This window comes from Acinetobacter sp. V104_13 (genome assembly GCF_031798995.1).
GTDB lineage: Bacteria > Pseudomonadota > Gammaproteobacteria > Pseudomonadales > Moraxellaceae > Acinetobacter > Acinetobacter pittii.
In genome coordinates, this window is record NZ_JAVQNP010000022.1 from 104,180 (window position 1) to 129,057 (window position 24,878).

Consider the following 24,878-nt stretch of genomic DNA (forward strand, 5'->3'; position numbering starts at 1 on the left):
ACGGAGAGGTTATGAACACAATCCAAAAAATCGAATTGGAAACCGCTAAATTACTCATTAACGGAAATTTTATTGAATCTGAAACACAGGAATGGCAAGACATTATTAATCCTGCGACTCAGGAAGTGATTGGTCGCGTACCATTTGCAACGGTTAAAGAAGTTGACGCTGCTATTCAAGCTGCACAAGATGCTTTTGCTTCTTGGCGTCAGACTCCAATTCAGGCACGTATGCGCATCATGCTCAAGCTACAAGACTTGATTCGTGCCAGCATGAAAGAAATTGCACAAGTATTAACGGCGGAACAGGGTAAAACCTTGGCAGACGCTGAAGGCGATATTCAACGTGGTCTAGAAGTGGTTGAACATGCCTGTTCAGTTGGTACTTTGCAAATGGGTGAATATGTTGAAGGTGTAGCGCGTGGTGTAGACACTTATACCTTGCAGCAACCTTTGGGTGTCTGTGCGGGTATTACGCCGTTTAATTTCCCAGCCATGATTCCACTTTGGATGTTCCCAATGGCAATCGTGTGCGGCAATACCTTTGTTTTAAAACCATCAGAACAAGATCCGTTATCAACCATGATGCTGGTCGAGCTTGCGATTCAAGCAGGTATTCCAGCAGGTGTGCTCAACGTTGTGCACGGCGGTAAAGAAGTGGTTGATCGCTTGTGTACTCATAAAGACATTAAAGCGATTTCATTTGTAGGTTCAACTGCGGTTGGAACACATGTTTATAACCTTGCAGGACAACATGGTAAACGCGTGCAGTCGATGATGGGTGCAAAAAACCATGTGGTTGTGATGCCAGATGCCAATAAAGAGCAAACTTTAAATGCTCTAGTCGGCGCAGCGTTTGGTGCAGCAGGGCAACGTTGTATGGCATTGTCTGTTGCAGTCATGGTCGGTGACAGCAAACAGTGGATTCAAGAGCTAGTCGAAAAAGCCAAAACCTTAAAAGTAAACGCAGGCCATGAACCAAATACTGACATTGGCCCAGTGATTTCAAAACGTGCTAAAGCGCGAGTACTCGACTTAATTAATAGCGGTGTTGAGCAAGGTGCAGAGTTACTACTCGATGGTCGCGATGTTCAAGTTCAAGGCTATGAATCGGGCAACTTCGTGGGTGCAACGATTTTTAGTGGCGTAAATACCGACATGCGTATTTATAAAGAAGAAATCTTTGGTCCTGTCCTTTCAATTATTTGTGTAGACACACTTGATGAAGCGATTGCGCTTATCAACGCCAACCCATTTGGTAACGGTGTAGGTCTATTTACACAAAGCGGTGCGATTGCACGTACTTTCCAAAACTTAATTGATATTGGTCAAGTTGGTATCAATATTCCAATTCCTGTGCCAGTGCCTTTCTTTAGTTTTACCGGTTCAAGAGGTTCGAAACTGGGTGATTTGGGGCCATACGGCAAACAAGCTGTGCAGTTCTATACTCAAACCAAAACCATTACCAGTCGCTGGTTTGAAGATAGCCATGAAGTTGGCGGTGTAAATACAACAATTAGTTTACGTTAAGGGGATCACGGATGAATATCGCCTTTATCGGTCTAGGCAATATGGGCGGCAAAATGGCCCATAACCTACTTAAAGCCGGACTCAATGTTTATGGATATGACCTCAGTGAAGTTGCGATTCAGCACTTCGCCGAGGCAGGTGGGGTGGTGTGTGATAGCCCACAGGATGCAGCTAAACAAGCAGATGTGGTCATTACCATGTTGCCTGCGGCAAAGCATGTTAAAGAAGTTTACTTAGGTGAAAATGGTGTTTTAGAAGTACTAAAAGCAGGTAGCTTATGCATTGATAGCAGTACCATTGACCCACAAACCATTAAAGACATTACTGCTGCTGCGCATAGTAAAAATATTAAAATCTGTGATGCACCCGTCTCTGGTGGAACCATTGGTGCTCAAGCAGGAACCTTAACTTTTATGGTGGGTGCCGATGATCAAACCTTTAATGAAGTAAAACCTGTACTTAGCCACATGGGTAAAAATATAGTTCATTGTGGTGATGTCGGCGCAGGTCAAATTGCCAAAATCTGCAATAACCTGATTTTAGGTATTTCAATGGCTGCTGTTGCCGAAGGTATGGCACTCGGTGTAAAGCTGGGCATCGACCCACAAGCATTGGCAGGCGTCATTAACACCTCAAGTGGCCGTTGTTGGAGCTCGGATGTATGTAACCCATGGCCGCATATTAATGAAAATGCGCCAGCATCTCGAGGTTACCAAGATGGTTTTGCGACTCAGCTGATGCTAAAAGATTTAGGACTCGCTGTAGAGGCCGCGGGCCAAGTCAAACAACCAGTTATATTAGGTGGCATGGTGCAACAGCTGTATCAGCAAATGTGCATGCGCGGTAATGCCAATCTCGATTTTTCGAGCATTATTCAGCAATACCTGCCACAAGAGGCATAACGGTAAAGCCAAAGGATGGCTTTAAACACATAAACCCTGTCGTGAATAACAACAAATCCGGACTGAGGGAAAAGATATGATGGATTATCAAAATGCTGCACAGACTTTCGATTTGGAAAGCACTGCAAAACAGATGTTATCAGGTTCACTTGATGCCTTAAATGCTTGTTATGAATGCTGTGATCGACACGCAGATGGCGACAAAATTGCACTGTATTGGCAAGGAAAAGATGGACGAAAAGAGCAATATACCTTCCGTGAATTAAAAGAGTGGTCAAGTCAGTTTGCCAACTTTCTAAAATCACAAGGTGTAAAAGCAGGCGACCGTATTTCAGGTCTATTACCAAGAACACCTGAATTGATCGTGACTATTTTGGCAGCTTGGCGAATTGGTGCAGTCTATCAACCGTTGTTTACTGCATTTGGCCCAAAAGCAATTGAGCACCGTATTCAGCTTGCACAAAGTAAGCTGGTGGTGACCGATGTAGGTAACCGCAGTAAGCTTGATGAAATTGAGAATTGCCCTGCAATTGTGACGGTTGCCGATGTACAAGGTACTCCACTCAAAGCAGATGATTTTAATTTCTGGAATGAAGTGAAGCAGCAGTCTGATCAATGCGATTTGGTCATGCGTAGTATCCAAGATCCTTTCTTGCTTATGTTTACTTCAGGCACTACAGGTCCTGCTAAGCCATTGGAAGTGCCTTTAAAAGCACTGATTGCCTTTGGTCGATATATGCAAGATGCCATTGGTTTAACCGAAGAAGATTCATTCTGGAATATTGCCGATCCGGGTTGGGCGTATGGTCTGTACTATGCGATTACTGGGCCGTTATTCTTGGGTCACGCTACTTTGTTCTATGAAGGTGGTTTCAGCACAGATAGCTTATGCCAAATTGTGAAAGATTATAAAGTTAACAACTTGGCAGGTGCACCAACCGCTTACCGCATGATGATGGCGGCTGATCCAGCACAAATGGCGCCGTTAAAAGGGCAGTTTCGTATAGTGAGCAGTGCAGGCGAACCACTGAATCCAGAAGTAATACGTTGGTTTAAACAAGTTTTAGACGCTCCGATTTATGACCACTATGGGCAAACCGAAGTCGGCATGGTGGTGTGTAATCATCATGGTTTAAAACATGAAATTCATGCTGGTTCAGCAGGTTTCCCAAGTCCGGGCTACCGTGTTGCGATTGTCAATGAACAAGGTGAAGAGCTTCCAGCCGACACACCAGGAATTTTAGCAGTCGATATTAGCCAGTCTCCAATGATGTGGTTTGGTGGCTATAAAGAAAGCCGTAAATCGCCATTTGTTGGTCATTACTATTTAACAGGCGATACTGCCGAACTTCATGCTGATGGCAGCATGAGCTTTGTTGGTCGTAGTGATGATGTAATCACCACATCTGGCTATCGGATTGGGCCATTCGATGTAGAAAGCGCTTTACTCGAACATGATGCAGTGGTTGAGGCCGCAGTGATTGGTGTGCCTGACCCAGACCGTACCGAAGTGGTTAAGGCTTTTGTGATTTTAGCTACGGGTGTTCAGCCTACAGAGGCACTTGCTGAACAACTCAGCCAGTTTGTTAAAAGACGACTTTCTGCTCATGCTTACCCACGTTTAGTTGAATTTGTGAGTGAATTACCTAAAACTCCAAGTGGCAAAATTCAGCGCTTTTTATTGCGTAATCAAGAAATTGCTAAACAACAAGCTAAAGCAGGGTAAAGGAAATAATAATGCAATTTACCGAAGAACAATTACTTATCCGTGACATGGCGAAAAGTTTCGCCCAAGAACAAATCAAGCCTCATGCCAGCGATTGGGATCGGGACGGGACATTCCCGAAAGAAACCTTGGCTCAAATGGGGCAACTCGGTTTTATGGGTATGCTTGTTTCAGAGCAATGGGGTGGTTCAGACACGGGTAACTTAGCCTATGTACTAGCACTCGAAGAAGTAGCCGCAGCAGATGGTGCAACTTCGACCATTATGAGTGTACATAACTCGGTTGGTTGTGTGCCTATTTTAAAATTTGGGACTGACGAGCAAAAAGAGCGCTTTTTAAAACCTTTGGCACAAGGTGAAATGATTGGCGCTTTCGCTTTAACTGAACCGCATACTGGCTCAGATGCAGGAGCCATTAAAACACGAGCGGTAAAAGATGGCGATGATTACATTTTAAATGGTGCCAAGCAGTTTATTACCTCTGGTGATAATGCAGGTGTCATTATTGTGTTTGCAGTGACTGATCCGAGCGCAGGCAAAAAGGGCATTAGTGCCTTTTTAGTTCCACGCGAAACACCGGGTTACGAAGTGATTCGTGTTGAAGAAAAACTGGGTCTGCATGCGTCGGATACCTGCCAGATTGCTCTGACCGATGTGCGCATTCATAAAAGTCTCATGCTAGGCGAAGAAGGCGAAGGTTTAAAAATCGCACTTGCCAATTTGGAAGGTGGTCGTATTGGGATTGCTGCACAAGCAGTCGGTCTAGCACGTGCGGCGCTCGAAGAAGCGACCCGTTATGCCAAAGAGCGTATTACTTTTGGAAAGCCAATTTTTGAGCATCAAACCATCGCGTTTCGCCTTGCTAGCATGGCAACAGAAATCGAAGCAGCGAGACAACTGGTTCACTACGCTGCGCGTTTAAAAGAAGCAGGACAACCATGTCTCAATGAAGCTTCAATGGCTAAGTTATTTGCTTCAGAAATGACTGAGCGTGTGTGTTCGAGTGCACTACAAGTGTTTGGTGGCTATGGCTATCTCAGAGACTTCCCAATTGAACGTATCTATCGTGATGCCCGTATTTGCCAAATTTACGAAGGCACGAGTGATATCCAACGTTTAGTCATCGCACGTAGTCTATAAAATCAGAACAAGGAATAAGTAATGCAGTGGCAAAGTATTTTATTAGAAAAGCGTAATGGGGTTGGACTGATTACATTAAATCGCCCTCAAGCGCTCAATGCTTTAAACAGCGAATTAATTAGTGAAATTAATCAGGCATTAGATCAGCTCGAAAAAGACCGCGAAATTGGTTGCATCGTATTGGCAGGCTCAGAAAAAGCTTTTGCCGCAGGTGCAGACATTAAAGAAATGGCTGATTTAGCATTTCCTGATATTTATTTTGATGACTTTTTTCATCTTGCAGACCGTATCGCACAGCGCCGTAAACCTCTAATTGCAGCGGTGAGTGGCTATGCGTTAGGTGGTGGCTGTGAATTGGCGCTTATGTGTGACTTTATTTATTGTGCTGACAACGCCAAGTTTGGCTTACCCGAAGTCACCTTAGGGGTAATTCCGGGTATTGGTGGCACACAACGCTTAACCCATGCCATTGGTAAAGCCAAAGCAATGGAAATGTGTTTTACCGCTCGTCAAATGGGCGCTGTAGAAGCAGAACAAAGTGGTTTAGTTGCACGTGTGTTTAGCAAAGAAGAATTACTTGAACAAACCTTGCAAGCAGCTGAAAAAATTGCGGCACGATCTTTAACAGCAAACATGATGCTTAAAGAAACCATTAACCGCGCTTTTGAGGTGAATCTGACTGAAGGCTTACGTTTTGAAAGACGCATGTTTCATTCAATATTTGCAACATTTGACCAAAAAGAAGGAATGCAGGCGTTCGTTGAAAAACGAAAACCAAATTTTAAAAATCAATAAGAGATCAATAAAATGAATACAGAAAATCACTTAATGATTGAGCAACAAGGTAAGTTGGGCATGATTACCTTAGACCGAGTGACTCATCTCAACGCATTGTCGCTAGATATGATTAAAAGTATTGGTGCCCAATTGGAACTGTGGCGAAATGATGCTGCTGTTCAGGCAGTTTTAATCAAATCAAATAGTCCAAAAGCCTTCTGTGCAGGTGGAGATATCCGCTATCTCTATGACAGTTATAAAAATGGCACGGCTGATTACAAAGGCTACTTTAGTGCCGAATATAAAATGCTAAATATACTGCGTGAATATGAAAAGCCAATCATTGTTGTGCTTGATGGCTATGTATTAGGTGGCGGTTTTGGCTTGGCTCAGGCTTGCCACATTGTGGTGAGCAGTGAAAAGTCCAGATTTGCCATGCCTGAAACAGCGATTGGCTTTTTCCCAGATGTTGGTGCAACTCATTTCCTTTCTCGCCTTGATGATATTGGTGTTTATATGGCCATTACGGGTGAGCAGATCAGCAGTAGTGATGCGCTTTACCTCGATTTAATTGACTACCATGTGCCAAGCGAGCAGTTACAAGCTTTGCAAGATGCTCTCGTTGACGCGCCAAGTTTAAGCAAAGAGGGAATTGAACGTATCATTACCCGATTTATTACTCGCCCTGCCGAAAGTGAATTAAAACAATTGGCGGAAGGTATCCGTAAACACTTCGGATATCAGCATTTAGATGAAATCGAGCAAAGTCTTGAAAATGAACAAGATGAAAGTTTAAAGACTTGGGCAAGCAAGATGCTCAGCATTTTGCAGCAACGCTCATTTATTGCCAAGCAAACCAGTTTAAAACTGCAACATTTAGGTCGAGGGCTCTCTTTACCTCAGTGTATGCAGCTTGAACGTGATTTACAGGATATCTGGTTTGAACATGGTGACTTTATTGAAGGTGTCCGCGCTCTCATTGTCGATAAAGACAAACAACCACAGTGGCAAGAACGTAATTCGAAATTTGAACCAATTTTAGAAAAATTGAGCTAAACCGAATTACAAAAACATAAAAAGCTTAAGGAGATAAAGCGAGACCTGAAAATGCTTATGGTCAGGGCTGGTCATAAGCATAAAAAAGATAAAACAAGAAAATCTAAAAAGGATATTACGATGCAATCAATACATGGAAAAGGTTCAAATACTAAAAAGTCGTCACATCGATTAGCAGGTATCTCTAGCATGGTCGGCACCACCATTGAGTGGTATGACTTTTTTATTTACGGTGCGGCGGCGGCGCTCATTTTTAATAAATTATTTTTCCCAAATCTGGATGCACTTACCGGCGTGCTTGCTGCATTTGCAACTTATGCCGTTGGGTTTATTGGAAGACCATTAGGCGGCTTAGTCTTTGGTCATTTTGGTGACAAGATTGGCCGTAAATCGATGTTGCTACTGACCTTGATGCTCATGGGGATCCCAACCGTACTGATTGGCTTATTACCGACTTATGAATCAATTGGATATTGGGCTGCGATTGGTTTGGTTGTCTTGCGATTCATTCAAGGTATGGCAATGGGCGGTGAATGGGGCGGTGCTGTACTGATGGCCGTTGAACATGCACCCGAAGGCGGTAAAGGGTTTTGGGGAAGCTTGCCTCAAGCTAGTACAGGTGGTGGTTTAATGCTAGCCTCAATCGCGTTGGGTCTGGTGTCGTTATTACCTGAAGAAGCGCTGTTTAGCTGGGGTTGGCGTTTACCATTTCTTGCCAGTATTATTTTACTGGCAGTAGGTTGGTATATTCGTGTAAAAGTGCCAGAGTCACCAGATTTCGAAAAAGTAAAACAACAGTCTGAAGAAGTCAAAGTTCCTGCTTTACAGGTTTTTAAAAACCATCCAAAGCAACTCATCACTATTATTTTGGCTCGCGCTGCCGAGAATGCATGGTTCTATATTGCCTCAACATTTACATTGGCTTATACCACTGCACAACTTGGAATCCCGCGCCAAGACATTTTATTTGCCACCATTTGCGGCGCAGCCGTCATTTTATTTATGACGCCGTTATGTGGACATTTGTCGGATAAAGTCGGCCAACGCAATATGTTTATGTTTGGTCTATGCATATTGGCGCTTTACTGCTATCCATTTTTTACCATGCTCAATACAAAAGATCCGGTATTAGTGTGGACAGCAATTGTTTTGGCAATTGGCGTTGTGTTCCCAATTATGTATGCGCCGCAAGCTCAGCTTTTTGCACGTCAATTTCCAGCGGAAATTCGTTATAGCGGAATCTCGATTTCGGTACAGTTGGCTGGCGTATTAGGTGGCGGTTTAGCACCGATGATTGCTACTAAATTGTTGAGTGTCGGGCAGGGTAATCCATATCTAATTATGCTTTATATTGGAAGTATGGCTGTAGTCGCAATTATATCGACGTCATTTATGCCGCGTGATTGGAGTGCTAAAACGGATAAAGCTTATTATAAAAAGTCGAATTTAAATTTAAAAACCAAAATTGATTAATAGGTATTCATGTTTCTTAATCGTATTGCTACCTAACTATATAAAAATTGGGACTCATGCCAAAAATAGGTATGAGTCCCAAATAAGAAATTAAATATCAATCAAGCATGCAAACATCGCATAGCCATCAATAACCATGGGTGGGCCTGCACGATGAGCACGAAAACCCGCAGCACGTAATAACCGTTCTACCCCCAGAGGAGAGGTGGTAATGAGTTGTTTTGCACCTTGTTCTCTTGCAAAGTTGATAGATTCTTGCAGAATTGCAATAGAGACGGGCGATGACACAGCTTGACTAGCTGAAGATGGCGGATTCGAGAAATCTACTGCTGAGAATCTTGATAACTCCCAAATTTCTGGTGAGCAAGGAATAGGCATTCCATTAAGTAATTGAGGAAATATCTCACCAAGTAAATAAGGTTGAGTAGTCGGTAGTAATCTGGCACAACCAATAATATTAGATTCTCTATCTTGAGCGACGACATAGGCGGTATCGACTTTGTCAAACTGATCTAATTCTTCATTATTAGGACAGTTCAACTCCCAACCTAAATATTCAACAAATACCCTATAGCGGTAATTTTTAAATTTAGTATATAGGCCTTCTGAAAAATTATTTTGAAATCCAGCAATAACATTCATTACAAGTGCTTCCACTTATTTTTCAAGTGACTTTACTTAACAGGTGAGGAAGCGGTAACTGTAAGAATTTACAGGTTTCTAAGAGAAATATGGAGTTAATTTAGCCATTGTTTGGGTTGTATTGATTTGGGCATAAATGAACTGTTCCCAGAACAAAGTATCGATTTTCTTTTCAATTAGTGTTTCAGTAACTTCAAATCCAATATCTGTACCAGATACATCAACAAGCATAATATTGCTTCGAGGCAGGCCAATTCTTTTTATACTTGTGATGCCATTGTACTCAATAAATTCCCAATCCCATCCCGTGCTTAAAGCTGGGGTCAGTGATGTTACCCATTCAGTAAAACCATAATAGAGAATTTGAGAATCTTCAATTTGTGTTGATTCAACAATAGATATGAGGTGTTGGAGCGGATAGTTCATGAGCTGGTTTTCATTCATTCGAATAAAACCATCTGCTGATATTGAGAAATAAGGGGGGATGGTGACCATGCTACCTGTTCAAGTGACTTGAATTGGGGTTCAATGGATAAATAACATAAATTATTGCCAATAAAATACTGTTATGTTTAACAGGTTAAATGTAATTGTATGGCATACACCGTTAAGCTGTTCTTACTAGAGAGTTATTCAGCCTTTAAGGCTTACTTATGAAAAAACGAGAATTTTGTAGTTTTAATATGCAAACTGCCTTTTAAAAAAATGCTAAGTAGATTGGTGTTGTTGTAGAAGTTTTAGTGTGCATCAAGTCTTATTGTTAAAATAATAATACTAAGCAAGGTGATTTATAATGTAATTGCTTGATTTATTAAATTATTAAAGGTGTGTTTAGTTTATTTGTATAATAATTAGTAAAATTATATCGGCTAGATAGGTGATAGAAAATATTGTTTAATTAAATTAATGAAAACTGAATATTAATAATGATTAATAGATCTTCTGATCTTTTTTAAAATACTTATTTTTTTGTAATAAAATGCATCCTGTAAAATTCAATTTTTCAAGCATAATCCGCACATGGAATATAACAACCTTGGAAGCTCTTATAAATTTAGTTTGTCTGAATAATTTGCAATCATATCTGGCTTAAAAGAGTTGTTAATTAGGTGATGAATTCAAAATCTGAAATTGAGAAATCAGATAAATAAAATTAGGTATTTAAAAGCTTTGTTGAAATAAAGGTAAACGAAGAGACCTACGCTTCAATTGGATTGTTTGAATTCACAATGTGCAACTGAAAAAAAATGATTTGTGAATGGAGTCTAATGAGAGTAAATGGAAAATTGGCAAGAGGACTTATTATCAGAATTTCTGATCGTACAAAATGAATACCAGCTGTTTGAAATCGTTAAATCTACAGCTTCAAAGCTTGGATTTGATTATTGTGCTTATGGTATGCAGTCGCCATTATCTATTGCTGAACCAAAAACGATTATGTTGAATAATTATCCAGAAGCATGGCAAAAGCGTTATTTGGAACAGCATTATGTGAAGATAGATCCAACTGTGCAGCATTGTATGGTATCACTTCAACCTCTTGTCTGGTCGAGCCAATCTGCAAAGACACAAGAAGAAAAAGATTTCTGGGAGGAGGCGCGCTCTTATGGCCTTAATGTCGGTTGGGCTCAGTCAAGCCGTGACTTTATTGGAACCAGAGGGATGCTAACACTCGCAAGATCCAATGACCAATTGTCGGAAAAAGAGCAAAAGTCACAATATACAAATATGTATTGGTTGTCTCAAACTGTGCATTCTAGCATTGCTAAAGTTGTAAATGAGGTGGAATTCGCTCAGTTTAATCTTTATTTAACGAACCGAGAAAAAGAGGCACTGCGTTGGACTGCTGAGGGTAAAACGTCAGCAGAAATTGCCCAGATTCTAGGGGTCACTGAAAGAACAGTAAATTTTCACCTCGGAAATTCAATGCAGAAGTTAAATGTGAATAATAAAATTTCAGCAGCTATTCGAGCTGTGATGTTAGGACTTTTATAAAAATATACGTATAAATAATACATCTGAATAAAGTAAATGCTTCTAATATTTATATTTTAAATCAATCATTACTATAGCTTATTATAAAAGCTATTTATCTGAGTTTTATTTTAAAATTAAACCAACTGGAAAAATTTAATTTCATATTATTTTAGTATTCATGACCTTATGACGAAAGTCAAAAAATTAATTGTATTGATTTATAAAAGTATATGTTGGTTGTGAGAAATTATAATGTTGAAATATGATTTATTTTTAAATGAATAATATGGGTGGATTGTTAATCTATACTTAAATAGCTTATTGCTATAAGAAATTAAATCTCAAAAAATCAAAAACTAAAATATCAATAAAAGAATTATACGAGCTAAGAATTCGCTGATGTATTGAAAGCTTTTAGACACTTTTTCAACTACTAAAAAAGTAAAGATGAAAATAAGTTTAATATTTAATCTAATTGCAAAAAATAGAAATGAGTAAAAGGATTTATAAAAGGTGTCTAGCTTCTCGATTTTTATAAATATAGACCAACCTGTAAGCACTTACAGGTGTAATAAATGATGCCCAACCATAAAATATAATGTGAATTTATATTTTAAACAAAAAGTATATTCATTTTTATTAAAAGCCCCGACGAGAAATGTAATTTCTAAATTAGCGAATTTTAAGGGTGCATTATAATTAATCGGAGTAAGTTATGGCTGTAATGGATACGGATAATATCATTGCAACATTGGAATCCCACGCAAATTTAAATGGAAGTAAGGTTGCTTTCGAGTATTTAGGGCGTCAATCGGGTGGTATTCAGTCTCTTACGTATAAAGATTTGAACGCTCGGGTTCAACATCAAGCTCAGGTATTAATGAATCTTGTAGACAGTGGTGATCGCGCTGTATTGCTGTTTGAGCCTGGGTTGGACTTTATCGTATCGTTCTTTGCCTGTCTAAAAGCTAAAATTATCGCGGTACCAGTCAGCCTACCTTTTAATCGTAATGGTTTTTCTAATATTTTGAATATTATGAATGACTGTGAGCCAAAAATAGTACTCACCACCAAAAAGATTCTTGAGCTATCAGGTCTGATCACATTAAAAGCTCAAAATGAAAGCTTAATATTACATGCCGTTGATGCTGAGCTACAGCGTGATTTGGTACAAAAAGATTTCCCGCTCATTACTGAAGAAGATATCTGCTTCCTGCAATACACTTCGGGATCAACAGGTTGGCCTAAAGGGGTAATTGTTACCCATAAGAATATTATGGCAAATGAAGTCATGATTGCTGAAGCTTTTGGCACACAACCTGAAGATATTGGTCTTACATGGCTACCTGTTTACCACGATATGGGGTTGATTGGTTCAGTTTTGCAAACTGTGTATGTGGGCCTGACTTGCTATGTCATGTCACCGCTAGACTTTATTCGTAAGCCTCTAAAATGGCTGCAATTTATCAGTGAAAAAGGTGTCACAATTACTGGTGGACCAAACTTTGCTTATGAATTATGTCTGCACCGCATCTCTGATGAGCAGGCTGCATCGCTTGATCTGAGCCGTTTACGGGTGCTGTTTAATGGTGCTGAGCCGATCAAGGCTCACGTCATGCAACGCTTCATGGAAAAGTTCAATACCCAGTCGGAACTGAAACTAGATACTTTCTTGCCATGCTATGGACTGGCAGAAGTTACGCTTTTAGTTAGTGGTGTGACTGGTCCTCTCAATGCAATTTCAATCGATCGTGACAAGTTAAATGCCAATCTGATACAGGCCAGTCAAGATCAGACCGCCGTGCAAGTGGTGAGCTGTGGCAAGATCTCGGCACATATTGATTGCCGTATTGTCAATCCGCATACCCGTCAAGAAGTAGCAGCTCATGAAGTTGGTGAAATCTGGCTAGCAGGTGAGAGCGTTACAGCAGGTTACTGGCAGAAGCCAGAGGTCAATCAGGAAACTTTTGCGGCGACTATCATTGATGACGCGGGTCAACCGAGTCAAGTGCACTACTTGAGAACGGGTGATATGGGCTTTGTCAAAGACGGAGACCTATATGTAACTGGCCGCCTTAAGGATGTGATTATCATTCGTGGCAAGAACTATTACCCGCAAGATATCGAGTGCTCTGTTGAAATGGCACATCCTGCTGTTCGTAAAGGCTGTGTTGCGGTAGTGAATGTTGCTGATTCTGAGGGTGTTACGGTTGTACTTGAGATCAAGAAGAAATCACTAGACAAGACTCTCAATTTTGAAGCCATTAGAACTCAGGTCAAGGAACAAGTGACAGCTGATATTGGCTTGCCTGTAGAAGGTGTCTATTTACTGCATCAAGGCCGAATTAACAAAACTACTAGCGGCAAAATTAGAAGAAGAAAAATTAAAGAGCAGATCGAACGCGGTCAACTGGTCTGTTTAACCCATCCAAACCGTAGAACGGTGATTGCTCGAAACTATGTCAAAAACGGCTTAGAAGTCATCCGTGATCGTGAGCAGCGGGGGCAGCTGATTCGTTATAGCTCCAATCTTCTCAACTCAATGATCAAGGAACGTGAAGTACGCACGCTGATTTTTAATCGTCTGAAAAGTGCTTTGTTTTAACCCTTACCCTTTAATCATTTGAGTGAAAATCCATGTCACTTACATCCAATTTGCGGCAGTTTCAGTCTGCTGCTCGTCTGGAGCAAATTTTAGGCTCCGTACATGATAACAACAACGATTTTTCTTGGCCCGCTGCCATCGAGCGTGATGAGAAAGAGCAATATCCTCAGCGTGCTGTTGATTTTCTGAATGCGGTGGGTATGAACCGTTTCTATGTACCTTCAGAGCTCGGAGGTCGTATGGAAATTGGTGAAGAGTTGCTATATCTGCATCGTGTGTTGGCACGACGAGATCTAACTATCAATTCGACCTATAGCACGAATGCTTGGTCTGTGATCGTATGGATCGGCGGTAATGCGAATCAATGCCAAAATATTGCTAGTCGAATTTTAAGTGGTGCTGCTCCAGCACTGGCTTATAGCGAGAAAGCGCATGGTGCTGACCTATTATCTAGTGAAGTGACAGCCCAGTCTGCCGAGAGTAAATACATCTTAAATGGCGAAAAATGGTCAATCAACCGCGCCACTTTAGGAGACTCTTTAAGCCTGATCGCTAAAACATCGAACGATCGTGGACCACGTAGTTTGAGCGCATTCTGGCTTGATAAGCGTCATATGGCTTCTAAAGGAACCTATAGTCTGAACCGCCTGCCAACAGTGGGTATGCGTGGTTTAGATATTAGTGGTATTGGCTTTAACAACGCTGAAATTCACAAAGATGCTTTGATCGGTGAAGAGGGCCAAGGGTTAGAACTTGGACTCAAAACCCTACAGGTAACGCGTGCATATTGCAGCAGTTTCTCGCTGGGGGCTGGCGATACGATGCTACGAATCGCGACCGAGTTTGCTATCGAACGCGAGTTATATAACAAAAAAGTAATAAGCATTCCACTGGTGCGTGAGCAGCTCGCTACAGCCTATGCCTATCTATTAGCAGCGGAGGTGTTATCACTCGTTGGCGCGCGCGGATTACACGTTTGTATTAATCAGTTCAGTACATGGTCGCCAATCGTCAAGGTACTGGTGCCTGAGTATGTAGAGTCACTTGCCAAGATCACTTCTTCAGTGCTTGGGTCACGTTTCTTCTTAAGAAATGCATATGCAGATGGAATGTACCAGAAAGCATTCAGAGACCATCTGATTGTTAGTGTGTTTGACGGAAGTAGCACCGTTTGTCTAGACAGTCTGAGTTTTCAGCTCAAATCAGCCAATAAAGGTCGTAGCAAAAAAGCCGACCATCTCAACCAAGCCGAAGCCAAAGCACTCTATCGTCAGTTGTATGACTTACAAGTGGAGACAGACGCTATTGATTTCCGTGGGCTTGAGATTTTCAACCGAGATGGCGATTTGGTGATGGAGTCACTGGAGACAATCATTGAAATGCTCAACGATGCCGAAGCCACAGTAGGGTTGTCTACTGAAATGCTATCTACGCTACGTGAGCATGCAGATCGGCTTCTGGTTGAACAGCGTACATTAGATCAAAAAATTCAGAATTACTTTTCAAGCTCTGAGGAAAGCAAAGAGTTTGAAACGTTGCGTTTTAGTCTCGCTCGAGGCTACGCAGAACTGTTTGCCCGCATTGCTGTGCTGGGTTTCTGGGTCTTCAACCGTCATGGCTTAAGGACTGCTTTAAAGGATGGAGCATGGTTGATCATTTTCCTAAATGCTGCTGAAGGGCAGACCTCTCCTCCTATTACGTCATTACGTGAAAGCACATTAGCAGATTTGCTAGACCGAATTTCAACCAACCACATGTTATCTGTTATCGATTTCGCATTGGCACCGCGTGATGCCAAACCAGTTAAAGAGGAGATTACCCCATGAATAAGGATAAAGTTTACTGGAGCGCGATCATTCGTACGCTAGTAGCTAAAGAGATGCGTGTAGAGCCTGAGACGATTGATCCAGAGCAGAAATTTACCAGTTATGGTCTTGATTCAATTGTTGCTTTGTCTGTGTCTGGGGACTTGGAAGATCTGACAAAACTGGAACTTGAGCCGACACTGCTATGGGATTACCCAACAATCAATGCATTGGCTGAATATCTAGTTTCTGAGTTGCAACAGGGAGTTGCTTCATGAATAACATTGCGAGTATAGAACCAAAAATTCTGTCGCGTCATGCGATTTCTGCAGAACAGCTTGGTATTTGGTATATCCAGCGTCTTGAGCCAACTTGCAGTGCCTACAATATGGTGGTGGCTTTTGATGTGAAGGTCAACCAGCCATTAGGCAACAAGCCGATGGAGATTTTGGAAGCAGTGTTACATGATTATCCGTTACTACGTGTAAGCATGCCTGCCAATGATCAGGGTATCGAGCAAATCATTTGGGATCGTGTATATCCTAATATCATTCTCTCTGATGCTCGTCATGTTGAAGCTTCTGATTTGACGAAATTAGTCGAACAGGATACCAAGCAACCATTTGACCTGACTCAGCCACCGTTGTGGCGTATCCATTGTTATGAGCGTGGTCAGAATCACTATGTGATTGCAGTTGTGATTCATCATGCCTTAATGGATTTCTGGTCGATTGGTCTATTGCTGCGTGATGTCTGCAAGCGTTTTGGACTGGTAACAGACTCAAATCTAGTGAACGGAATCGAGTTCGCTCAATATGCAGATAAGCAGAAGAGCAACGTGATCGGTGATGCTGATGAAAGCTTACTGTTTTGGAAAAATGCGTTAAAGCATGCTCCACATGTGCATAGCATTCCACTTGATTATCCACGTCCAGCTGTGCAACAACATAAAGGTAGCTCGGTAATTTTCCGTGTACCTGAGTCAGTATCGTCTGGTCTTGTAAACTTGGCGAAAGATTATGAAATTACCTTGTTCGGTCTTGTATTATCGGGCTTCTATATCCTGCTGAACAAACTATCGAATGAAAATAATCTAGTCGTTGCCACAGCAGTAGCAGGCCGACTTGAACGTTCTTTGCGCAATGCACTAGGACAGTTTGTTAATACAATTGCTCTTAACATAGACATCGATGCTGATCAGACTTTACGTCAATTTACACAGCAGGTGCAGGAACAATTAAAACAGAGCCTCAAGCATCAAAAAGTTGCTTTTTCCAGAGTGGTTGAAGCTGTTTCACCAAAGCGTGATGGCAGTATTAATCCATTGGCTCAGGTTGGAATGTTCTGGGAACGTCTAGGTGGTTTGGATGAGTTTAAAGAACTACTCTTGCCAATCCAAAATCCAGCTACTTTAGCCGGTCAAGACCTTACGCTAGGAAGCTTTCCAGTTCGCCAACAAGAAGGCCAACTAGATATTATGCTAGAAATGGGCGGTGAATATCAGGGTGAACTGGTTGGTGTACTGAAATACAACTCTGAAATATTTTCTGCTGAGTCTGCCGAGAATATGGTGCAACTACTACAAGTTGTACTATCGGAAATGGTGGCTCATCCTGAACGTAAGATCGTTGAGTTAGATATCGCACCTGATTATGCGAATGGTATTCAGCTAGGCTATCTACGTGGTCAGGTGACTGATTATCCTCGACATGATCTACTGGGAATGATTCTAAAGCAGATCGATGAGCGTGGTCACAATCATGCTATGACCTCTAGAGACCATGCAGTCAGCTATCATGAGTTAGGTCAGCATATTGCTGGGATTGCTGAATATTTACGTGCACATGGCATTACCAATGGGGATCGTGTAGGTCTGATGGTAGACCGCACTGTGCTATTGCCCGCGGCAGTCCTCGGAATCTGGGCGGCAGGAGCAGCATATGTACCGTTGGATCCTAGTTTCCCAAGAGAACGTTTGCATAACATCGTAGAAGATGCTGAACCTAAAGTCATCTTGACTCAAACTGACTTGATGGATGCTCTTACAGTCTCTGTACCACGTCTAGATATCAATCAAGCTGGTGTTATTCCCCTTGAGCAAGTACGTGAGACGCTTGCCTTTGGTGATACCGCTTATGTGATGTACACCTCCGGCTCGACAGGTAAACCTAAAGGCGTGCGTATTGGGCATCCTTCAATAGCTAATTTCTTACTGTCTGTGAATGATAGGCTGCAAGCAACTGCTGATATGCAGTTATTAGCAATCACTACTTATGCGTTTGATATTTCTGTTGTTGAACTATTGATTCCACTGATGTACGGCGGTGTGGTGCATGTGTGCCCACGTGAGATATCTCTAGATGGGAACCTGCTGGTTGAGTATATGCAGGCGAAGTCAATCAATGTTATGCAGGCAACGCCGTCCTCTTGGAAAATGCTATTGGACAGTGAGTGGAAAGGTATCCCACATCTAACTGCACTTAGCGGAGGCGAAGCGCTAGATCCTGTACTCGCAGAAAAACTACTGAGCAAAGTCAGCTGCCTTTGGAATGTCTATGGCCCGACCGAGACAACTGTGTGGTCCAGTGCAGCCCACATCACCGATGCCAAATATATTGATTTAGGCGAACCAATGGCGAACACCCAGCTTTATGTTCTCGATGAACAGCAGCGATTGGTTCCACGAGGTGTTATGGGAGAGCTCTGGATTGGAGGCGATGGTCTTGCAGTCGATTACTGGCATCGACCTGAGTTGACAGATGCACAATTTAGAACTTTACCATCCCTACCAAATGCTGGTCGACTCTATCGCACCGGAGATAAAGTCTGTCTGCGAATGGATGGGCGTTTGACTCATCATGGACGTCTGGATTTTCAGGTCAAAATCCGTGGATTCCGTATTGAGCTAGGCGAAATCGAGAATGTTCTCAAACAGATCGATGGTATTACAGATGCAGTAGTCTTGGTTAAGACCACAGCCGACAATGATCAGAAACTGGTGGCTTATGTGACCGGACATGACATTGAAATGGCTAGTTTAAAAAAGACTCTGCAAATCCATCTTCCGGCTTATATGGTGCCAAGTACGTTTATCCGATTGGATGAGTTTCCAATGACGGCTAACAATAAGTTAGATCGTAAAGCATTCCCTGAGCCAGTGTTTGAGCAGAGCAACGATTATGTTGCTCCACGCGATTCGATTGAAATCGAGTTATGTACTACCTTTGAGCAGATTTTGTCAGTCAAGCGAGTTGGTATACATGATGATTTCTTTGAATTAGGTGGGCATTCATTACTGGCTGTGAAACTTGTCAATCATCTCAAGAAGGTATTTGGTACCGAATTATCAGTTGCTTTACTTGCACAGTACTCAACTGTTGAGAGTTTGGGGGAGATCATCCGTGAAAATAAAGAAATCAAACCTTCAATCGTAATCGAACTGCGCCGCGGAACTTATGAACAGCCGCTATGGCTCTTCCATCCGATTGGTGGCAGTACCTTCTGTTATATGGAACTCTCGCGTCATCTCAACCCGAACCGTACTTTACGTGCTATTCAATCTCCGGGTCTGATTGAAGCAGATGCTGCTGAAGTAGCGATTGAAGAAATGGCGACACTCTATATTGCTGAAATGCAAAAAATGCAGCCTCAAGGGCCTTATTTCCTCGGTGGTTGGTGTTTTGGCGGTGCGATTGCATACGAGATCAGTCGTCAGTTGCGTCAAATGGGACAACAGGTCACAGGGATTGTCATGATCGATACACGTGCTCCAATTCCAGAGAATGTGCCTGAAGATGCTGATGATGCCATGCTTTTGTCTTGGTTTGCTCGTGATTTGGCTGTGCCTTATGGCAAAAAGCTGACGATATCAGCGCAATACTTGCGTGAATTGAGTCCAGATCACATGTTTGATCATGTGCTTAAAGAAGCTAAGGCCATCAATGTCATACCTCTGGATGCTAACCCATCAGATTTCCGACTTTACTTTGATACTTATCTGGCTAATGGCGTCGCACTTCAAACCTATTTCCCAGAGCCTGAAGATTTTCCGATCCTCTTGGTTAAAGCCAAAGATGAGTCTGAAGATTTTGGGGAAAGTCTCGGCTGGGATCATTTGATCAAAGATACGCTTACACAAGTGGATCTACCTGGTGACCATTCATCGATTATGTTCGCTGAGAACGTTGAGGCTGTGGCCAAAGCAATTGATCAGATGTACCCAATTCCTGCATAAGAAATACAAGAAGGTAGAACCACTATGGTGACCATAGAACATGCTTTCCTTATACCAGCCGAAATTGATAAGGTTTTTAAATATCTTGCAAACCCTGGCAATGATGCAAGCTGGCAATTGTCATGTAGGCATTCAGAGTTACTAGACACTACTCCGCGTGTGGGCAGCAAGTATGAACTCAATTTGAGCTTTGCTAGTCGTGAGTTGGCCTTTAAAGGTGAGATTACACATCTGGTACCGAACGAATTGTACGCCTTCCAAGTATTAGAAGGACCGTTTTATTACAAAGGTACTTATCGCTTCAAACCGCATCCAGAAGGTACATGGATTGAATGGTTGTTTGAGGCAGAGCCGGGCGGCTTTTTTGGTGTATTTCCTAATGCACTGCTAAAAAAGATGGTTCTTGCCCAGTTCAAGAAAGATCTTGCTAATCTTCAGGCGCTGGCTCAGAAGGGCGGAACCTATGAGGCAGTGAGTACGCAAACGCAAGAGATTGAAGAGCCATCGCCAGAGATCAAAAAACCATTGCAGGAGATCAAAGAATCATCGCAAGAGATCGAAAAACCACTTCAAAAGACTCATCTAGTGATGGAGCAATATGCGCGATGGATTCTCAGACATCGCCGTATTGTACTGACAGTGGTCATGCTCTTGACGATTGCTTTGGCATATCTTGCATCTGGCGTAAAAATTATTATTGATCCAGGTGCACTTGCACCGAATGGGCATCCTTATATCACCTCGACCAAGCTGATCGAAAAAAAATTCGGCTCCAAGTATATGGTCGTGATCGGTATTACACCGAAGCAAGGTGATATTTATCAGCCGCAAGTGTTGGAAAAAGTCAAACGTATTACCGAAGAAGTGGACAACGCCCCCGGCGTTGTTCGATCAACTATGATGAGTTTGGCTGCACGTCAAGCGAAAGGGATCATGGCTAATTCGGAAGGGTTTGATGCCAAGAAATTATTGCCGACCAGTTCAGTCACTCAGGATGATATCGATCAACTGAAAAAAGTGTTGGCAATGAATCCAACTTATATGAATTCAGTGGTGTCTAAAGATCAAAGAACTGCTGCGATTTTGCTTGAGCTTGAGGAAAGTCCAGAGGGCTTCCAGAAGATGATGGCTCCGATCAACAAAATTGTAGAAAGCGAACAATCTAAAGATATGACGCTCAGTGTCGGCGGTAATCCTGTCTATCTAGATAAAGCTGAAGATTACTCTAAGCGTATCAATATCTTGTTCCCGATTGCCGTACTGGTGATTGGATTGTTGCACTTTGAAGCATTCCGCAGTAAGCAGGGTTTGATTCTGCCACTCGTTACAGCTTTGCTTGCTGTGGCATGGGGTATGGGCATGATGGGGCTGTTTAAACAGCCGATGGATATCTTTAACTCGCCTACACCAATTTTGATTCTGGCCATTGCAGCAGGGCACGCCGTGCAGTTGCTCAAGCGTTACTATGAAGATTTTGATCGTCTGATTGCTCAAGGGATGGAACCTAAAGCTGCCAATAGCGAAGCTGTGGTGCAGTCTTTAGTTCGTGTTGGTCCAGTTATGGTGCTGGCTGGTGGAATTGCGGCGGCTGGATTCTTCTCTCTGTTGACCTTCAATATTCCGACTATTCGTTCATTCGGTATTTTTACTGGAATCGGGATCATCAGTACGCTGATCATTGAGATGACTTTTATTCCAGCACTACGCTCAATGTTGCCACCGCCTTCGGTTACGAAGGTCAAACGCAAAGGGCTACCGATCTGGGATTGGATTCCAAATCGTATTGGCGATGCCATTTTGTCAGTTCGTCCACGAATGATATTAATGACTGCAATTGCGACAATTGGTGTCTTTCTTGCGATCGGCACGAGCCGTATTGTGGTAGATAACGATAGTCGGAATTTCTTCTCTCGTGACCTACCGATGCAGCAGGATGACAGGTTCTTGAATCAGTCACTTGGTGGCACAAACAGCCTTTATATTATGGTCGATACGAAGGTCCGTGACGGTATTGAAAACCCAGAGATCCTAAAAGCGATTGATAATACAGAGAAGTTCGCGAATTCAATTCCAGAGGTTGGTAAAACAATCTCTATCGTGGACTATATCAAAAGGATGAATCAGGCAATGAATGCCGATCAGCCACAGGCATTTCAGGTTCCTGCAACCAAAGATGTTGTTGCTCAATATCTGCTGTTGTATTCAATGTCTGGTGAGCCGACTGATTTTGAATCCTACATTGATACTACTCAGCGCTATGCCAAGATCACGATTCTTATGAAAACGGGTAGCAACCACCGTATCAAAGAAATCCTTGAATCGCTAAAAACGTATATGGCGGCTCAATTGGGGGACAAGGCTGTAGTGAGTTTTGGTGGTGACGTGACGCAAACCATTGCTTTGACTGAAACAATGGTTCACGGCAAGCTTATGAACATTCTACAAATTTCATTTGCCGTATTCTTTATTTCAGCACTGGTCTTCCGTTCGATTTCAGCTGGACTGATTGTTCTGACACCACTTTTGTTCTCAATTCTTGCCATCTTTGGTGTGATGGGCTGGCTCGACATTCCGCTCAATATTCCAAACTCCCTTATCTCGGCCATGGCTGTAGGTATTGGTGCGGATTACGCAATTTATTTCCTCTATCGTTTGCGTGAAATCTTGCGCGAAGAAGGTGGAGATATCAAAGATGCTATTCGTAAAACATTAAGTACTGCTGGTAAAGCTTCTCTTTTTGTCGCGACTGCGGTCGCTGGCGGGTATGGCGTATTGTCGTTGTCGCAAGGCTTCCACGTACATCAATGGCTGGCGATGTTTATTGTGATTGCGATGCTTTTCAGTGTGTTTGCAACCTTAATTATGGTACCTACAATGATTCTAATATTAAAACCTCGTTTCATCTTTTCCTCAAATAAGAAGAGCATCCCTGTTGCACAAACTGTCGTGACAAGCCTTTTGTTGGGTACTGCACTCACCTTTTCATTACCTAAAACATCTCATGCAGATGAAGTTCAAGACATTGTTAATCGTAGTGATGATGCCTCTAAATTTCTGACCTCAAGTGCTAGTGCCAAATTTATTTTGACTTCTAAAAATGGTGAGCAACGTGTGCGCTTGACTAAAAATATGACCAAGCTTGCTGGAAATACTCAGAACAATATGCGTTTGACCGAGTTCATCTCGCCTGCAGATGTACAGGGAACCACGACGCTATTGATTGAGAACTCAAAAGGCAGTGATAGCATGTTTGTCTATTTGCCTGCATTGAAAAAAGTACGTCGTCTTGCCTCAGCGAATAAGGGGGATGCTTTTATTGGTACGGACTTTAGTTATGGTGATGTACTTGGCTATAAGCTAAGTGACTGGAAGTACACGAAACTTGCAGATAGCAAATTTAATGGCAAAGATTGCTACATGATCGAAGCAACGCCAATTAATAATACGGTGAAGAGTGACTTTGGTTATAGCAAACGTCGCATGTGCATTCTCAAAGACAACTTTGTTACAGCAACCATTGATATATGGGACACAGCAGGCAAACCGTTAAAGCATATTGAGTTCATGGATATCCGTCCTTATGGCAAAGTGAAACCAAGATGGCAAGCCATGAAATCTATGGCGAAGAATCTGCAAACTCAGCATATGACACAAGTGATCGTTAATGATTTTGTCGCTGAGAAAACTTTATCCGATAAGATTTTCTCACCGCAGAGTCTTGAAAAATGACGCAAGGTGCCTATTGGGTATTCGCATGCTGCAGTAGCTTTATGCTGCTGCAGCATGCTTATGCAGATGACAGCGAAATGAGTTTTGTAAGCCAGAACTCAGCCAGACTCGATGTCTGGTCATCAGATCGTGATTTAAGTTCGTTAAAAAACATTGGGCAAGCAAGTTTCTGGTCCAATGGTACGCTCAAGTTTAACCCTGAGTTTAAGATCCATTACGACATAAATATTGGAGACGAAACGGACCATACTGTAAACCCAGATCAGGTGAGTAAGGTGAATCGCAACTTACGTGAGTTGTACGCCTCTTACAACTGGGATCAGACGTTCTATCTTGATGTTGGCCGCCAGATTGTAGTCTGGGGGAGAGCTGATGGGATTAATCCAACAGATAATCTATCACCCCGTGACTATACGCGCCTAGTACCAGATGAGACAGATCAACGTCTTGGAAATGATGCACTTAAATTGACGTATATTCCTGAATCTGGAACCAATAAATGGACAGCGTTGTGGTATCCGCGTAGTCGTTCAGATGTGATTCCATTGCGTCAGATTGCTGGTGTTCAATATGACATAGACCGTAAGAGCCGACCTGCATTTGCAATGCGCTGGGATTATTCTGTAGATGGTTTAGATTTTGGTGCATCATATTTCTCGGGTTTGGATCATATGCCCGATCTGTCAGTTCTTTCAGCGTCTCCAACAGGGGAGGCCACATTACAGCTGAAAAATAATCCTATGTCTGTTTATGGATTTGATTTCAGTTATAACCATAACGATCTTGTGTGGCGAGGTGAAGCGGCCTATACCCAAACTGACTCAGAAGGTAGTGAAGATCTTACGCACAAAAAAAATAATCTGACTGTAGTCATCGGTCCAGAATTAGCATTGAAGAATTCCACCGTGAGTTTAGTAGGTGTCTATAAACATACGGAGGACTTAAGATCTGCCGATAGTCTAACAAATCCATTATTGAGAGAAGTTTACCGTTATCAGCAAACCATCAGTAACCAATATGAGCGCGATCAGTATGGAGCTATGCTGCGCTATGCACTTAACCTCCTGAATGACAATCTAAAGTTAGAAGTAACAGGTTTCTATTTTGCACCAGAGCCCAATGAGATGTTGAGAGTTCGTATTAATTACAACCTTAATGATCATTGGCAATTGAATGCAGGTGGCGATCGATTCTGGGGCAGAAATGATACGGTGTTAGGACAATTTAGAGATAATAGTCTGGTGTATGCCCAGGTTCGATATAACTTTTAAGATAATTCGCTCC

At 42.2% G+C, this 24,878-nt stretch carries 16 protein-coding genes; 14 read left to right on the forward strand and 2 right to left on the reverse strand.

Annotation, left to right across the window (positions count from 1 at the left end):
- Positions 1–11 precede the first annotated feature (11 nt).
- From RMB06_RS07620 to RMB06_RS07650, 7 genes are all read left to right on the forward strand, one after another.
- Positions 12–1,529 carry a CoA-acylating methylmalonate-semialdehyde dehydrogenase gene (locus tag RMB06_RS07620; protein WP_311079006.1) on the forward strand — a complete coding sequence of 506 codons (1,518 nt, stop codon included), beginning with the start codon at positions 12–14 and terminating at the stop codon, positions 1,527–1,529.
- Positions 1,530–1,540: 11 nt separating this feature from the next.
- The gene (mmsB, locus tag RMB06_RS07625; RefSeq protein WP_304398313.1) at positions 1,541–2,431 is read left to right on the forward strand and encodes a 3-hydroxyisobutyrate dehydrogenase; all 891 of its coding nucleotides are present in this window, start codon (positions 1,541–1,543) and stop codon (positions 2,429–2,431) included.
- Between the two features lie 76 nt (positions 2,432–2,507).
- Positions 2,508–4,157, forward strand: coding sequence for an AMP-binding protein (locus RMB06_RS07630; protein ID WP_086394872.1), 1,650 nt, complete (start codon positions 2,508–2,510; stop codon positions 4,155–4,157).
- Positions 4,158–4,168: 11 nt separating this feature from the next.
- Entirely contained in the window at positions 4,169–5,296 is a 1,128-nt protein-coding gene (locus tag RMB06_RS07635; RefSeq protein WP_304398314.1) for an acyl-CoA dehydrogenase family protein, read from the forward strand.
- Between the two features lie 21 nt (positions 5,297–5,317).
- Complete coding sequence (locus RMB06_RS07640) at positions 5,318–6,091, forward strand: enoyl-CoA hydratase (RefSeq protein ID WP_005309095.1); 774 nt, start codon at positions 5,318–5,320, stop codon at positions 6,089–6,091.
- A gap of 12 nt (positions 6,092–6,103) precedes the next feature.
- The gene (locus RMB06_RS07645; RefSeq protein ID WP_014208100.1) at positions 6,104–7,129 is read left to right on the forward strand and encodes an enoyl-CoA hydratase/isomerase family protein; all 1,026 of its coding nucleotides are present in this window, start codon (positions 6,104–6,106) and stop codon (positions 7,127–7,129) included.
- A 120-nt stretch (positions 7,130–7,249) separates the two neighbouring features.
- Positions 7,250–8,602, forward strand: a complete 1,353-nt coding sequence (locus RMB06_RS07650) for an MFS transporter (RefSeq protein WP_199997618.1) — start codon at positions 7,250–7,252, stop codon at positions 8,600–8,602.
- Positions 8,603–8,692: 90 nt separating this feature from the next.
- Here RMB06_RS07650 and abaI read toward each other — a convergent pair whose 3' ends face one another.
- Together abaI and RMB06_RS07660 are read right to left on the reverse strand one after the other, a co-directional pair.
- On the reverse strand, positions 8,693–9,259 hold the full coding sequence (gene abaI / locus RMB06_RS07655; protein WP_079380981.1) for an acyl-homoserine-lactone synthase AbaI: 567 nt from the start codon (positions 9,257–9,259) through the stop codon (positions 8,693–8,695).
- Between the two features lie 63 nt (positions 9,260–9,322).
- The gene (locus RMB06_RS07660; RefSeq protein ID WP_311079007.1) at positions 9,323–9,739 is read right to left on the reverse strand and encodes a DUF4902 domain-containing protein; all 417 of its coding nucleotides are present in this window, start codon (positions 9,737–9,739) and stop codon (positions 9,323–9,325) included.
- Between the two features lie 783 nt (positions 9,740–10,522).
- Between RMB06_RS07660 and abaR the strand changes: the two genes are divergently transcribed.
- From abaR to RMB06_RS07695, 7 genes are all read left to right on the forward strand, one after another.
- Positions 10,523–11,239 (forward strand): LuxR family transcriptional regulator AbaR, encoded by a 717-nt coding sequence (gene abaR / locus RMB06_RS07665; protein WP_311079008.1) that lies wholly within the window; start codon positions 10,523–10,525, stop codon positions 11,237–11,239.
- 697 nt (positions 11,240–11,936) lie between these two features.
- A complete protein-coding gene (locus RMB06_RS07670) occupies positions 11,937–13,826 on the forward strand; it encodes a fatty acyl-AMP ligase (protein WP_311079009.1) in 1,890 nt (629 codons plus the stop codon).
- 50 nt (positions 13,827–13,876) lie between these two features.
- A complete protein-coding gene (locus tag RMB06_RS07675; protein WP_262448539.1) occupies positions 13,877–15,652 on the forward strand; it encodes an acyl-CoA dehydrogenase in 1,776 nt (591 codons plus the stop codon).
- A complete protein-coding gene (locus RMB06_RS07680; protein ID WP_002118032.1) occupies positions 15,649–15,909 on the forward strand; it encodes an acyl carrier protein in 261 nt (86 codons plus the stop codon). The genes RMB06_RS07675 and RMB06_RS07680 overlap by 4 nt, the downstream gene beginning before the upstream one ends.
- On the forward strand, positions 15,906–19,865 hold the full coding sequence (locus RMB06_RS07685; protein ID WP_311079010.1) for an amino acid adenylation domain-containing protein: 3,960 nt from the start codon (positions 15,906–15,908) through the stop codon (positions 19,863–19,865). Before RMB06_RS07680 ends, RMB06_RS07685 begins: the two co-directional genes overlap by 4 nt.
- Before the next feature lie 24 nt (positions 19,866–19,889).
- Positions 19,890–23,594: an outer membrane lipoprotein-sorting protein gene (locus tag RMB06_RS07690; RefSeq protein ID WP_078225497.1), complete on the forward strand. Its 3,705-nt coding sequence runs from the start codon at positions 19,890–19,892 to the stop codon at positions 23,592–23,594.
- Positions 23,591–24,865, forward strand: a complete 1,275-nt coding sequence (locus RMB06_RS07695; protein ID WP_078225496.1) for a porin — start codon at positions 23,591–23,593, stop codon at positions 24,863–24,865. The genes RMB06_RS07690 and RMB06_RS07695 overlap by 4 nt, the downstream gene beginning before the upstream one ends.
- Positions 24,866–24,878 lie beyond the last annotated feature (13 nt).